Source organism: Deinococcus sp. QL22 (genome assembly GCF_023370075.1).
Lineage (GTDB): Bacteria > Deinococcota > Deinococci > Deinococcales > Deinococcaceae > Deinococcus.
On record NZ_CP097149.1, the window covers coordinates 2,909,684 to 2,923,356 of the forward strand.

General features: G+C 63.5%; 11 protein-coding genes. 5 read left to right on the forward strand and 6 right to left on the reverse strand.

Features of this window, described 5'->3' with window-relative positions; all coding sequences use genetic code 11:
- The first annotated feature begins 51 nt into the window (after positions 1-51).
- From M1R55_RS14500 to M1R55_RS14510, 3 genes are read left to right on the forward strand one after another with little or no spacing between them, the layout of a single operon-like run.
- Positions 52-930, forward strand: a complete 879-nt coding sequence (locus M1R55_RS14500) for an NlpC/P60 family protein (RefSeq protein WP_249392439.1) — start codon at positions 52-54, stop codon at positions 928-930.
- Positions 918-1,967: a dipeptide epimerase gene (locus M1R55_RS14505; RefSeq protein WP_249392440.1), complete on the forward strand. Its 1,050-nt coding sequence runs from the start codon at positions 918-920 to the stop codon at positions 1,965-1,967. Before M1R55_RS14500 ends, M1R55_RS14505 begins: the two co-directional genes overlap by 13 nt.
- Positions 1,964-3,166, forward strand: coding sequence for a Gfo/Idh/MocA family protein (locus tag M1R55_RS14510; RefSeq protein ID WP_249392441.1), 1,203 nt, complete (start codon positions 1,964-1,966; stop codon positions 3,164-3,166). The genes M1R55_RS14505 and M1R55_RS14510 overlap by 4 nt, the downstream gene beginning before the upstream one ends.
- Before the next feature lie 68 nt (positions 3,167-3,234).
- Here the strand turns inward: M1R55_RS14510 and pdxT are convergent, their stop codons facing one another.
- The 5 genes from pdxT to rho form a co-directional block, all read right to left on the reverse strand.
- The gene (pdxT, locus tag M1R55_RS14515; protein WP_249392442.1) at positions 3,235-3,843 is read right to left on the reverse strand and encodes a pyridoxal 5'-phosphate synthase glutaminase subunit PdxT; all 609 of its coding nucleotides are present in this window, start codon (positions 3,841-3,843) and stop codon (positions 3,235-3,237) included.
- Positions 3,844-3,981: 138 nt separating this feature from the next.
- Positions 3,982-4,887 carry a pyridoxal 5'-phosphate synthase lyase subunit PdxS gene (gene pdxS, locus M1R55_RS14520; protein WP_249392443.1) on the reverse strand — a complete coding sequence of 302 codons (906 nt, stop codon included), beginning with the start codon at positions 4,885-4,887 and terminating at the stop codon, positions 3,982-3,984.
- A gap of 61 nt (positions 4,888-4,948) precedes the next feature.
- Positions 4,949-5,362 carry a response regulator gene (locus tag M1R55_RS14525; protein WP_249392444.1) on the reverse strand — a complete coding sequence of 138 codons (414 nt, stop codon included), beginning with the start codon at positions 5,360-5,362 and terminating at the stop codon, positions 4,949-4,951.
- Complete coding sequence (locus M1R55_RS14530; RefSeq protein ID WP_249392445.1) at positions 5,359-6,807, reverse strand: peptidoglycan DD-metalloendopeptidase family protein; 1,449 nt, start codon at positions 6,805-6,807, stop codon at positions 5,359-5,361. Before M1R55_RS14530 ends, M1R55_RS14525 begins: the two co-directional genes overlap by 4 nt.
- Before the next feature lie 84 nt (positions 6,808-6,891).
- Positions 6,892-8,172 carry a transcription termination factor Rho gene (gene rho, locus M1R55_RS14535; RefSeq protein ID WP_249392446.1) on the reverse strand — a complete coding sequence of 427 codons (1,281 nt, stop codon included), beginning with the start codon at positions 8,170-8,172 and terminating at the stop codon, positions 6,892-6,894.
- 758 nt (positions 8,173-8,930) lie between these two features.
- Between rho and M1R55_RS14540 the strand changes: the two genes are divergently transcribed.
- Both M1R55_RS14540 and ileS read left to right on the forward strand, forming a co-directional pair.
- Positions 8,931-9,275, forward strand: coding sequence for a DHCW motif cupin fold protein (locus tag M1R55_RS14540; protein ID WP_249392447.1), 345 nt, complete (start codon positions 8,931-8,933; stop codon positions 9,273-9,275).
- A gap of 139 nt (positions 9,276-9,414) precedes the next feature.
- On the forward strand, positions 9,415-12,687 hold the full coding sequence (gene ileS / locus M1R55_RS14545) for an isoleucine--tRNA ligase (RefSeq protein ID WP_249392448.1): 3,273 nt from the start codon (positions 9,415-9,417) through the stop codon (positions 12,685-12,687).
- 78 nt (positions 12,688-12,765) lie between these two features.
- Here the strand turns inward: ileS and M1R55_RS14550 are convergent, their stop codons facing one another.
- Positions 12,766-13,611, reverse strand: coding sequence for a DegV family protein (locus M1R55_RS14550; protein WP_249392449.1), 846 nt, complete (start codon positions 13,609-13,611; stop codon positions 12,766-12,768).
- Positions 13,612-13,673 lie beyond the last annotated feature (62 nt).

Here is a 13,673-nt window from a genome sequence, read left to right on the forward strand (position 1 = left end):
TTGCCCCACAATCCACTGCCCACACCCCACCCAATGCCTTAGGCTGAGGCTATGACTGCTGCACCCACCCTAGACCCGCGCCTGCACGCTTACGACCCCGAACGCCGCTTGGCCGAAGCCAGTTTGGAGGGCCAGGTGGAAGGCGAGGATTGGCGTTGGCTGACGGCAAAAGCGGGCTGGGCCGGGAATGCCCGCCTGAGCCTGCGGGCCGCGCCGGATGAGGGGGCCGAGCAGGTCAGCGAGGCCTTGCCGGGTGAAGCGGTGTCGGTGCTGTGGCGGGAAGCAGGCTGGGCGTGGGTCAAAACCGGACACGACAGGTATCCGGGCTGGGTGCGGGCGGCGGGGGTGCTGAACGGGTTTCCTACCGGAGAAACACTGACAGTCACGGCCTTACGTGCCCATGCGTATGCCCGCCCAAAGGTCAGTGCGCCCCTCGTGGCTGAGCTGTGTTTCGGGGCCGTGGTGGTGCAGGACAGCGGCGAGAGCGTAACGGAAGGGGGCCGGGTATGGCGGCCTGTGCTCCTGCCGGACGGCGCGGCGGCGTGGGTGCAGGCGGTGTGCTTTTTGCCTGTGGCGGGCGGTGATGTGGCCGACTTTGCGCTGCGTTTTCTGGAGGTTCCGTATGTTTGGGGCGGGCGTTCTGCGTGGGGACTGGATTGTTCGGGACTGTCGCAGTTGGCCTATGCGGCGTTTGGCCGGGCCATGGCGCGTGACGCCGACTTGCAGCAAGTGGAACTGACGGCAGTGGCTGAGCCGATACGTGGCGATCTGGCGTTTTTTCCCGGTCACGTGGGCATCATGCTGGACGAACGGCGCATGGTACACGCCAACGCGACGCATATGCGGGTCACGGTGGAAACGTTTGGGGAGGGCGACTACGGCACGCGCTTGGCGGCGAGTTGCAAGGGGTTCGGGCGGTGGACGGTTTGAGTACGCAGGCCAGTTGGGAGACACTCTCGTGGGAAACACTGGAACTCCACACTGCGCAGCCGTTCGGGATTGCCCGCTGGACGCATTCGGTATATCCGCGTACCTTCGTCAGCCTCACGCATGAAGGCGTGACCGGGCAGGGCGAGGCCGCGCCCAATGCCTTTTACGGCGAAACGCGGGGCACGGTGGAGGCGGTGCTGCCCTTGCTGGCCGGGGCCTTGACTGATCCATGGGACTGGAACGGCCTGCATGCCCGGCTCACGGCGTTGATGCCTTTTCACCATCCAAGCGCCAAATGTGCGTTGGAAATGGCCGCATTGGAATGGTGCGCCCGGCGGGTGGGACTCTCGGTCTGGCGGCTGCTGGGCCTCTCCCCCGCCCCCATTCCCGAAAGCAGCTACACCGTCAGCCTCGCCGACTTGCCTGATATGCGGCGACAGGCGCGGGAAGCGGCAGGGCGCGGGCACGGGATTCTCAAGGTCAAGCTGGGAACAGACCGGGATCAGCAGATCGTGGAGGCCCTGCGCGAGGAAGCGCCCGACGTGGCCCTGCGGGTGGATGCCAACGCCGCGTGGACGCGCCCGCAGGCGAAACGGATGCTGGGCGTGCTGGACGCGGCCCGCGTGGAACTTTTGGAGCAGCCCCTCGTAGCGGGTGATCTGGAAGGCCACGCCGCACTGCGGGCGGTTTCCCACGTGCCCATCGTGGCCGACGAGAGCTTGCACCATGTATCGGACGTGCCCGCGTTGGCGGCGGCCTTTGACGGCGTGAACCTGAAATTGGCAAAATTAGGCGGCCCGTTGCAAGCGTTACATGCGCTGAGACTGGCCCGCACGCACGGCCTACAGGTCATGATGGGCTGCATGATCGAAAGCTCACTGGGCATCGCGGCGGCGGCACAGTTGGCGGGCGCATGCGACTGGGCCGACCTGGACGGGGCCTTGCTGCTAGCTGATGATCCTTATATCGGGCTGGACTGGCAGGCCGGAACAGTGCAGAGGCCGGGCGGCGTGGGCTGGGGCGTGGAGCGGGCGTGACTTCGGTGGCTATCCTCGGCTGCGGCAACCGGGGCGCGGATGTGTACGCCCGGCATCTGACCGCGCTGGGCGCAAGCATTACGCATTTGGTCGACTCCCGACCTGCACGCCTGGCCGAAGTCGCGGTGCGGCATGGGCTGGGCACAGGCGCCTGTTTTGCCGATGCCGATGCGTTTTTTGCACTGGGCCGGGTAGCCGATGCGCTGGTGATCGCCACGCCTGACGACATGCATGTGGAGCCATGTTTGCGGGCGTTGGCGCTGGGCTACGACGTACTTTTGGAAAAGCCCATCTGCCTGCAGGAAGTCGAATTAGAAACGTTGCTGGCGGCAGAAGCGTCGTCTTCTGGACGGGTCACGGTGTGCCATGTGTTGCGGGCCACTGCCTTTTTTAGGGCAGTGCGGGCGGTGTTGGATTCCGGTAGATTGGGGCGATTGGTGGGTATTCAGCATGCCGAGAATGTGGCGTATTGGCATTACGCGCATTCGTTTGTGCGGGGCAATTGGCGCTCCAGCCCGCCTGCCGCGCCGTTTATCCTCGCCAAAAGCGGGCATGATCTGGACTTGCTGCGCTGGTTTGCGGGTGCGCCGCCTGTGCGGGTGTCCAGTGAGGGTGGCCTGCATCATTTCCGGCCTGAAGAAGCTCCGGTCGGGGCCTCAGATCGCTGCGTGACGTGCCCGGTGGTGGCCTGTCCATACGATGCCCGCGTGATTTACGGCGGGCGTGATCCGGTGGTGTGGCCCGTAACAGTCTTGACGGCGGGTGGAGTGACATTGGCTGATGCTTTGGCACACGGGCCGTATGGCCGCTGCGTGTATAGCGGCGGGAATAATGTGGCCGATCATCAGGCCATGACCGTTACGTTTGCCAACGGCGTCATCGCGCAACTCACCGTCAGCGCGTTGACGCACAACAACACGCGCACGCTGAAGCTCCTGGGCACGCACGGCGAACTGCGCGGGCAGATGGAGCGGGGGGAACTGGAGCGCCACGACTTCCGCACGGGTGAGGTGGAACGTTGGACGGTAGACGCCGCAGGCAATCACGGCGGCGGGGATGTGGGGCTGGTGGCCGCATGGTTGGCATTTTTGCGGGGCCAGTCTGCGCCCCCTACCCCACTGGCCGAGTCTCTGGATTCGCACCGGATGGCCTTTGCGGCAGAACGGGCGCGGTTGGCGGGGACAGTGGAACGGGTGTGATGAAGGCGGGGAACACGAAAGTGAAATCATTCACGAGTTAGATTTGTCGTGAATGATTTGTCCGATTATCAGGCGTTTTCCAATACCGTTGCGTTGACCAAGCTGAGGAACAGCTCGTGTAGGCGGGGGTCAGGCGTCAATTCGGGGTGAAATGAACTGGCGAGCAGACGGCCTTGGCGGGCCAGGACGACTTGACCGCTATGCTCGGCCAGAATTTCCACGCCCTCGCCCACGCTTTCGATCACGGGGGCGCGAATGAACACTGCTGGAAAGGGTTGCACCAGGCCCGTGACAGTCAGCGGCGTCGTGAAGGAGTCCACCTGTCGTCCGAAAGCGTTGCGGCGAATCTGAATATCCATCAGATTCAGGCTGTCCTGCACACCAAATTGAGGCGGTGCGCCCTGAATGTCGCGGGCCAGCAAAATAGCTCCGGCACAGGTGCCCCAGATCGCCCCGCCGCGTGCATAGAAGTCGCGCACGGGTTGCCAGAGGGCGTAATCGGTCATCAGGCGGGCCATCGTGGTGCTTTCGCCGCCGGGAATGATCAGACCGGACAGACCGCGCAAATCGGCGGGCAGGCGAACTTCTTGGACAGTTGCGCCGAGTGTTTCTGAGCGTTGGCGGTGTTCGCGGAATGCGCCTTGCAGGGCCAGGACGCCGAGTGTGGGCTGAGTCATAGAGAAACCTCATGGGAACGGGGAGAACGGTGGTGGCCGTCTCCCCTGTTCGGGTGGTGAATGGTGGGGTAATTGTTCTGACGTCTGTTGTTCGCTGCTCGCTTTGCTCGGTTCAGCCAGGGCTGAACGGCGATGTTCTTACCAGCCGCGAGACGCCAGACGCTCGGCGGGGATCAGGTCGTCGATATTGATGCCGGTCATGGGTGCGCCGAGGTTTTCGCTGATTTCGGCCAGCATATCGGGGTTATCGAAGTGGGTCACGGCCTTCACGATGGCGTGGGCGCGGCGTTCGGGATTATCGCTCTTGAAGATCCCGCTGCCCACGAAGACGCCGTCCAGACCGAGGTGCATCATCAGGGCGGCGTCGGCGGGGGTGGCGATGCCGCCCGCAGCGAAGTTGACGACGGGCAGTTTGCCGTGCGCGTGGACGTACTGAATCAGGTCGTAGGGAGCCTGAAGGTCGCGGGCCACTGTCATCAGTTCTTCGGGCGGGCGGGTCTGGATGGCGCGGATCTCGCCCAGGATGGTACGGGCGTGGCGCACGGCCTCGATCACGTTGCCGGTTCCGGCCTCGCCTTTGGTGCGGATCATGGAAGCGCCTTCTCCGATGCGGCGCAGGGCTTCTCCGAGGTTCTTGGCTCCGCACACGAAGGGCACTTTGAAGCCGTGCTTGAGGATATGGAACTGGTCGTCGGCGGGGGTCAGCACTTCGGATTCGTCGATGAAATCCACGCCGAGCGCCTGCAAAATCTGCGCTTCCACGATGTGACCGATGCGGGCCTTGGCCATCACCGGAATCGTAACTGCGGCGATGATTTCCTTGATCATGGAGGGGTCGCTCATGCGGGCCACGCCACCGTCTTTGCGGATGTCGGCGGGCACGCGCTCCAGGGCCATCACGGCAGTTGCTCCGGCAGCCTCGGCAATTCGGGCCTGATCGGCGGTGACCACGTCCATGATCACGCCCCCCTTGAACATCTCGGCAAAGCCTTGCTTGATCTGCTGCGTGCCCGTTTGAGAAGAGCCAGTCTGGGAGTCGGTCATGAACAGAGCGTAAAGAAAATCTGACCCCAATGATAGGGCCAGATGAGGGATGCAAATGGGGTCAGTCTGACTGGCGGTCTCGGGCGGCGCGGGCTACCTGGCCGATCACTTCGACAAGTTGAGAAGGGCGAAATGGCTTGACAAGGTAGGCGGCGATCAGGGCGTCTCCGAGGTCGGGGACTTGCGCGGCGCGGTTGAGGCCGGACAAAAAGACAACCGGGGGTAAGGCCGCGCCGAGGGCCGCGTGCAACTGGCGCACGGTTTCGAAACCGTCCCAGGGGGTCATCAGGATATCGAGGACGATCACGTCGAACGCCTGCGACTGGGCCAAGGCCAAGGCGTCTGGGCCGCTGCGGGCGGTGGTCACGAGGAAGCCGCTCATGGTCAGGGTGAGGTCGAGCAATTCCAGAATCTGGGCCTCGTCGTCCACGACCAACAGGTGCAGGGGTGCGCTTTCCTCGTGTGGCTGGGTCATGGCAGCAGCGCCAGTGGATCAACCGTCTGGCCGCCCAGCCGAATTTCGAAGTGCAGGTGAGGCCCAGTGCAGATGCCGGAGCAGCCCACGTAGCCGATGAGTTGGCCGCGTGACACCGTTTGGCCCGCAGAAACGGCGGTGCGGCTCATGTGGCCGTAGACCAGCGTTGAATTGCCGTTGTCGGTGAACACGTTCAGGCCGTAAGCGCCGTAGCCGCTTTGAGTGACGCTCCCGCTGGCCGCCGCGTAGATGGGCGTGCCCGTCGGTGCGGCCAGATCGATGCCGCCGTGAAACACCTGCTGATGGAAGGGAATATCGCGCTCGGCGTAGCGGCTGGTGAGGCGATAGGAGCGCATGGGCCAGCTGAGGCCGCCGCCCGCCGTCACGCGGTTGGCATCCCGGCCTATGTTGGAACTTGTGGCAGTGGTAATCGCAGCGGCGCGGTTGGCGGCGGCCTGCTGCTGGGCTTCTCGCTCGCGGGCGCGGCGGGCAGCCTGCGCCGCTTCGAACTGCACCTGACGCTGATAGGCGGCAATGATGCTCTGGCGCTCCGGACTGGTTTTCCACGCAAGGTACGCCTCGTATTTGGCTTGGTTGGCGTAGCGCTGCTCCAAGCGGGCGCGTTCTTGGCTCTGTTTGAAGGCAAGGTACGCTTCATACTTGGCTTGCTTCGCGTACCTTTCCTGCAGGCGGGCACGTTCGCGGTCTTTTTTCCACTGCGTGAAGCGGGTGTACTGGGCCAGAATCCGGGCCTCGGCCTCGGCTTTTTCCTCGTTCTCGCGGCGTTCCACCAGTTGTTCGTGAAAATCTTCGGCCAAAATGCCGGGCAACAAAACTTCGTCTCCGACCCGGAGTTCGGTGGGCAGGACACTGTTGGCCTGCGCGGTGGCCTGAAGGTCTGCGCCGTAGCCTGCGATCAGGGACAGGGCGGTTTGACCGGGCTTGATCCGCACGAGGACGCCCGTCTCGGCGGTGGGCACGCGCACGATTTCGCCTGCTTTCAGGTCATCTAAACTTTCGCGCTCTAGGTTTGCCCCCAGCAGTTCAATCAGGGTCAGGCGGTGACGGCGGGCCACCAAATCAAGAGTTTCGCCCGGCCGAACGGTGTAGTCGATGACCGACGCGGGCCGCACTGGGACGGCGGCAGACTGCTGCGGGGCCAGTGTGACGCGGCGCACGCGCACACCTCGCTCGGTGGTCGGCAGCAGGTCTACGTCCTGTGCGGGCACGCCGTAGCGCCGGGCCACTGCCGCCGAGGTCTGGCGGGTGTCGGTCACGATCAGGAGGGTTGGTGCGGTTTCGTCGCGCTCCAGGCGCACGGCTGGCGCGGGCAACAGCAGTGCGGCGGGATCGGGAACAAGCGGCGCGGCGTGGGCAGAGATGGACAACGACGCGAGCAGGGTCAGGGCGAGAGAGGCTGAATTGGGGCGGGAACGGTCAGGCACTAACAAACTCCGGTCAGGGGTAGCCGCCTGCCCACAGGGGAAACAGGCGGCGGGAAAGAAGGAACGGCGGGCACAGGCAGAGGGTCAGCCGCCTGCCAGGGCCTGCAAGAATTCGACGTTGTTGCGGGTCTTGCCCATGCGCCCCAACAGCATTTCCATCGCGTCGGCGGGATCCATGTCGCTGATGACTTTGCGCATCAGCCACATCTTTTTCAGGACTTCGGGTTGCAGCAGCAGTTCCTCGCGGCGCGTGCCCGATTTCAGGATGTCCATGGCCGGAAAGATGCGTCGTTCTTCGAGGCGGCGCGAGAGAACGAGTTCAGCGTTACCTGTGCCTTTGAATTCCTCGAAGATCACGTCGTCCATGCGGCTACCGGTTTCGACCAGGGCCGTGGCCAGAATGGTCAGGCTGCCGCCCTCGCGGATGTTGCGCGCCGCGCCCAGGAATTTCTTGGGCCAGTGCAGCGCGTTGGAGTCGAGGCCGCCCGACAGGGTACGCCCGGTGGGAGGCGTCACGAGGTTGTTGGCGCGGGCGAGGCGGGTGATGGAATCGAGCAAGATGACGACGTGGCCGCCTTCCTCGACGATGCGGCGGGCGCGTTCATGGACGAATTCGGCCACCCGGACATGGTGCTGCGGCGGCTCGTCGAAGGTGGACGCGATCACCTGTGCGCCCTGCACGCTTTCGCGGAAGTCGGTGACTTCTTCGGGGCGCTCATCGACCAGCAAGACCATCACGGTGACGTCTGGATAGTTGCGAGTGATGGAGTTGGCGATCTTTTTGAGCAGGGTGGTCTTGCCTGCTTTGGGCGGCGCGACGATCAGGGCACGTTGACCCCGGCCAATCGGTACCAGCAGATCCACGACGCGCAGGCTCAGGCCGTCGTCGGTGCCGGGTTCTTCCAAGACCAGTTGAATGTCGGGGAAGGTGGGCGTGAGGTCGTCGAAACGGGGGCGGCGGCGGGCGGCTTCGGGGTCAAGGCCGTTGACGGCTTCCACCTGAATCAGCGAGCCGTAACGCTCGTTTTCACGGGGCCTGCGGGCGCGGCCAATAACATCGTCTCCGGTACGCAGGTGAAACTGCTTGATGACACCTGCCGTGACCAGCACGGAGCGCGAGGCGGGGTCAAGCAGATCGGACTGAAGGAAGCCGTAACCGTCGGCGCTGATTTCCAGAATGCCGCGCGCCAGCACCTGCCCGTCACGGTCAGCCTGCCGCTCCATGATGGCCAGCGACAGGGCGTCTTTTTTAAGCTTGCGGTAATTTTCAATGCCGTACTCGGCAGCAATCAGGTGCAGTTCGGGCAAAATCTTTTGCTGAAGCTCGTGAAACGGCAGGGCAGGTTGCGACTGAACGTCCGTCATAGACATTGCTCCCGTGTCACCTGTCGACGCGGGCCGGTAGTGTTGAAAGAAGCGGCCCTCCAGTTTGAAAATACCGCTGTATATGTGAAAAATTTCATGTTCTCACTCCCTGTAGGGAATTGTAGACGCAACTTGTTCGGGAATCCATGACCAAGTCGTCAGTAGCGAAAAGCGGCCCACCGTGGGCAGGAGGCTGGCTCCGGAAAGCGGGACAGAGGCGGGAGGCCAGAGATTCTGGCACCATTGCGGCACTGCTGTTCTTCCGTAAGTCCTAGCATACCTATAAGTGGGAAGGGAGGGCTATGAATGTCTGGCATTGCGCCGCGAGACGCCCACAGAGAGCCTCTGTCATCTGGCACATTGACCGCTGCTATCATGCCGCCCTACCATGAGCACTGCCCCGGCTCCCAGATGAGTTGAGGCCACAACATGCAGCGAACGTCGGGCCAGTAGGCAGTGCAGGGCAGCCACAGCGAATCAGGGACGGTGAAAGCCTGATGCCAGCCACACCCACCGAAGATCTCCTGCCGCGCTGGGCGAAGAAAGGCCCCACAGGCCGATTAGACCGCCCCGGACACCCCCCGACAGAGGGCCGCAACGAGACTCCCACACTTTTTTTGGCGAAGTTGGGGGGTGAAGTTGGGTGGTACCACGCACAACCGTATGGCAAGATTGCATGCCCGGCGCGTCCCAGCAATTCCGCTGTGGCGTGCCGTTTTTTTGTGCCGCCGTCCCCTCTTCCTCCGCGAGGTTTCCCTATGCAACTCACCGATATTCCGTTTGGCGTGACCGACTGGGCCACCATTGCCGCCACACACCACCCCGGCGAACGTGGGGCGGCCACGTGGCGCACGCAGTATTTTGGCCCTGCCGAGAATCAGACGCGGGTGCGAATGGTGGACTACAGCCCCGGTTACACGGCAGACCATTGGTGCAGCAAAGGCCACGTGCTGCTGGTGCTGGAAGGCCAGTTGCTGACCGAGCTTGAAGATGGCCGCACCTTTACTCTCCGCACAGGCATGAGCTATCAGGTGGCCGACGGCGCAGAGGCCCACCGCTCCAGCACGGGGACAGTGGGCGCGAGGTTGTTTATCGTGGACTGATTTGACGGCGGTCTAAGGGTCTAGGAACGGCAACCCCACACGACCTCAACTTTCTGCACCTTAGACCCTCAGCCCCTTAAACACAGCACCCTTAGACTCTGCCCCTAGGAACTTACCGCCTCACCCAAAAGGACATCCCATGACCAAGCCCCCTACCGACCATCCCACGTTCACCTTCTCGCCCGTGCCTTCGCAGCCCAGTTTCAAGGACATGGAGGCCGAAGTCTTGGCTCACTGGCAGGCGACCAATGTGTTTGCCCGCACGCAGGAGCGCCGCGAGAGGCAGCCGGAATTCGTGTTCTATGAAGGGCCGCCCACCGCCAACGGCAAGCCCGCACTGCATCACGTACTGGCGCGGTCTTTCAAGGATCTGTTCCCGCGCTACAAGGTGATGCAGGGGTACCACGTGACGCGCAAGGGCGGTTGGGATACGCACGGCCTGCCCGTAGAAATCAGCGTGGAGAAGAAACTGGGATTGCAGGGCCGCAACCACGGGGCCAGCCGCGCCGAACTGGAGGAATTTAACCGCCTGTGCCGCACCAGCGTGTGGGAAACCATTCAGGACTGGAACACGTTTACGCAGCGCCTCGGCTATTCGGTGGACTTGGACAACGCCTATGTGACGTACAAGAACGACTATATCGAGTCGGTGTGGAACCTGCTGGCCCGTCTGCACGCCAAAGGGCTGGTGCAGCAGGATTACAAGGTGGTACCTCTCAGTCCGCGCATCAGCACCACGCTGTCGCGGGCCGAGTTGGGCGAGGTGGATTCTTACCGCATGGTGGACGATCCCAGCGTGTACGTGCGCTTTCCGGTGATCTGGGACACGCTGCCGGATGCGGCGCGGGCGGCGTTGGCAGGCGTGCCGGAAGGGGATCGCGTGGGCCTGAGCCTGTTGGTCTGGACGACCACGCCGTGGACACTCCCGAGCAATACGCTGGCGGCGGTGAACGCGGGGCTGACGTATGTGGCGGCTCGCGGCCAAGGTGGTGTAGTAGTGGTAGCCGAGGACGCCGTGGAGCGCCTGAGCGGTCTGCACAAGGATTTGGCCCCGCTGGAAGTGCTGGCGCGGTTTTCGGGGCAGGAGTTGGAAGGCATGGAGTACGAGCCGCCGTTTCCGGAAGTAGCGGCGGAATTGGGGGCCGTGAAGGCGTTGCACGAGCGCACGCCTGAAGGCCGCCCGGTCATGCATTTTGTGACGCTGGCCGACTTCGTGAATGCCGCTGACGGCTCCGGCGTGGCGCACGAAGCACCTGCTTACGGCGCGGAAGATTTGGAACTGGCCCGCAAGTACGGCGTACCGCCCATGTTCGGTGTGGACGATCACGGCATCTTGCAGGTCACGGGCGAGCGCGGCAAGTTCTTCAAGGACGCCGACAAGGGCCTGATCGCTGACCTGAAGGCACGCGGCCTGATGTTCTGGTCGGGCACGCTGCGCCACAGGTACCCCTTTCATGACCGCACGGGCGACCCGATCCTGTATTACGCCAAGAAGGGCTGGTATATCCGCACCAGTACGGTGTCCGAGCGCATGCAGGAGGAGAATCAGAAGATCAACTGGGTTCCGGCGCACATCAAAAACGGGCGCTTTGGCAACTGGCTGGAGGGCAACGTGGACTGGGCCATCAGCCGGGAGCGCTACTGGGGCACGCCCCTGCCGTTCTGGGTGGCCGACGACGGCGACCTGATCGTGGTGGGCAGCGTGGGCGAACTAGGGGAACTGGCGGGCCGCGACCTGTCGGAATTGGATCTGCACCGCCCATATATCGACGACATCACCTTCGAGAAAGGCGGCAAAAGCTACCGCCGCGTGCCGGAAGTACTGGACGTCTGGTTCGATTCTGGGTCGGTGCCCTATGCCCAGTGGCATCTGCTGCTGGATAAGGCAGGCGAGGCAGCCTTGCCCGGTACGGAAGAACAGAAAAACGTCTTCGAGCGGCACTATCCCGCCGATTTCATCAGTGAGGCGATCGACCAGACCCGTGGGTGGTTCTACAGCCTGCACGCGATTTCTACGATGCTGTACGGTCAGCCTGCCTACAAAAACGTGATCTGCCTGGGCCATATCGTGGATGAGAAGGGCGCGAAGATGTCCAAGAGCAAGGGCAACGTGATCGAGCCGCTGCCGGTATTTGACCGCTATGGGGCCGACAGCGTGCGCTGGTACATGTTCATGGCGTCTGATCCCGGCGACCAGAAGAGGTTTTCCGAGCGGTTGGTGGGCGAGGCGCAGCGCAGTTACGTGAACACGCTCTGGAACGTGTATTCGTTCTTCGTGCTGTACGCCAACCTGGATCAGCCGGACTTGCAGGGTGCGCCCGCTGTGGCGGAACGGCCAGAAATTGACCGCTGGCTGCTGGCGAGGCTGGAAGAGACCGTGCAGGACGTGACCAACGCGCTGGACAACTACGATGCACGTGGAGGCGGGCGGGCGCTGGAACGCTTTGTGGGCGACCTGAGCAACTGGTATGTGCGCCGCAACCGTTCGCGGTTCTGGGGCGAGGACGGGCAGGTGGACACTGCCGCGTATGCCACGCTGCACGAGGCACTCTTGGTGGTGTCGCAACTCACCGCGCCATTTACACCGTTCCTGGCCGATGCGCTGTACCGCAACCTGACGGGCAAGCAGGGGCAGGACAGTGTGCATCTGACCCAGTGGCCGCAGGTGCGCCCAGAGCGGCTGGATTTGGTGCTGACCGCAGAAATGGACGCAGTGATGAAGGTCGTGGACTTGGGCCGTGCGGTGCGTGGGGCGCACAACCTCAAGACCCGGCAACCTCTGGCGGGTGTGACGGTGCGGGCAGGCACGCCAGAGCGCACGGAGTCCCTGCGCCGCTTCGAGGGCCAGATTGCCGAGGAACTGAACGTGAAGGGCGTGACCTTCTTGGAGGCCGTGACCGACTTGGTTGAATACAGCCTGCGGCCCAATTTGCCCGTGATCGGCAAGATGTACGGCAAGCAGTTGCCCGCGCTGAAGGCGGCCCTGGCGGCGGCAGACGCGGCGGCGGTGGCTGGGGCGGTACAGGCGGGCCAGAACTTTACGGTGGGCGAGTTTGAACTGACGCCCGACAGCGTATTGGTCGATGCCCGCTCGCCGGAAGGGGTGGCCGCTGCCGAGAGTGCCGGGTATCTCGTGGCTTTCGACACCACCCTGACGCGGGAACTGGTGCTGGAAGGTCTGGCCCGCGACCTCGTGCGCGGCGTGCAGGAAGCGCGGAAGGCAGCGGGCTTTCAGGTGCAAGACCGGATTGCGCTGGTGCTGGCGCTAGAAGGCGACCCACGGGACGCGGCAGAGGCGTGGCAGGACTTCATCGCCGGGGAAACGCTGGCGACCAGCCTGAGCTTCGGCGTGGCCGAGGGGTTTGAAGCAGATGTGGAAGGCGGGAAAGCCTATCTGACGCGCCAGAGCTAGAGCGCACATTCGAAGGGGGCCAGAGCATTCGCGCTCCGGCCCCCTTCATCTGTTCCTACGGTCTACCCACCACGTTCCTCAGGCCTCTACAGACCGCGCCATAAACCCATAGGTTCCCGGCCCCACATGCGCTCCGACCACTGGCCCCATCAGTTGTACGCGGCCTTTAGCGACATTCAGGCCACTGGCGATCATGGCGGCGCGGAGTTCGGCAATGCGAACCGGGTCGCGTCCTGCGTGCGCAATGGTCACACTCAGGGGCGTCGTGCCATAACGGACTTTGAGGGCTTCCAGCAACTCCTGCGTGGCCCCAGTCGCCCGCACCCGCCGGATGGCCTTCAGTTGCCCGTTGGTGAAGGCCAGCACAGGCCGCATCCCCAGCACGTTGCCGAAAAATTCCTGAGCGCGGCCAATGCGTCCGCCCCGGCGCAGGTATTCGAGGCTAGGCACAGTGAATTCGGCGTGCAGGTCACGGCCCACAGTTTCTACAGCCTGGCGGGCGGCTTCGGCTGTGCCTCCGGCCTGCACCGTTTCACGGGCAGCGATCACGGCTTCGGCCAGCGGCGCAGAAGCGAGGCCCGAATCCACGATATGAATGCGCTGGGCGGCCCCCAGGCGCTCGGCGGCTTCACGGGCGTGCTTCACCGTTTCTGAGAGTTGCCCGGAAATATGAATGGAGATGATCTGCTCGTGGGTCTGCAGGAGCGTTCGGTAGGCCGCCTCGAAGGCGTCGGTGGTGACCGGCTCTGTACTGACGCTGCCACCTGCCCGCAAGTGGTCATACACGGCGTCGGGGTCAACTTCTTGCCAGTCCAGCAGCGAGCGTGCGCCCAGGTTCACACTCAGGGAAACGGTGTGAATGCCCAACTGCCGGGCGGTGTCTGGGTGAAGATCACATGTAGAATCAGTGAGAACAGCGAGCATATCTGGCTGAGCTTAGGTAACCGCTGAGGCGCTGTCCGTGCGATTCCCGCCGAAAAGAGTAG

What these genes read in the sequence shown, in the direction of transcription:
- M1R55_RS14500 (WP_249392439.1), top strand. Translation starts at nt 52, where the DNA reads ATGACTGCTGCACCCACCCTAGACCCGCGCCTGCACGCTTACGACCCC.
- pdxT (WP_249392442.1), bottom strand. Translation starts at nt 3,843, where the DNA reads ATGACTCAGCCCACACTCGGCGTCCTGGCCCTGCAAGGCGCATTCCGC.
- pdxS (WP_249392443.1), bottom strand. Translation starts at nt 4,887, where the DNA reads ATGACCGACTCCCAGACTGGCTCTTCTCAAACGGGCACGCAGCAGATC.
- M1R55_RS14525 (WP_249392444.1), bottom strand. Translation starts at nt 5,362, where the DNA reads ATGACCCAGCCACACGAGGAAAGCGCACCCCTGCACCTGTTGGTCGTG.
- rho (WP_249392446.1), bottom strand. Translation starts at nt 8,172, where the DNA reads ATGACGGACGTTCAGTCGCAACCTGCCCTGCCGTTTCACGAGCTTCAG.
- M1R55_RS14540 (WP_249392447.1), top strand. Translation starts at nt 8,931, where the DNA reads ATGCAACTCACCGATATTCCGTTTGGCGTGACCGACTGGGCCACCATT.
- ileS (WP_249392448.1), top strand. Translation starts at nt 9,415, where the DNA reads ATGACCAAGCCCCCTACCGACCATCCCACGTTCACCTTCTCGCCCGTG.
- M1R55_RS14550 (WP_249392449.1), bottom strand. Translation starts at nt 13,611, where the DNA reads ATGCTCGCTGTTCTCACTGATTCTACATGTGATCTTCACCCAGACACC.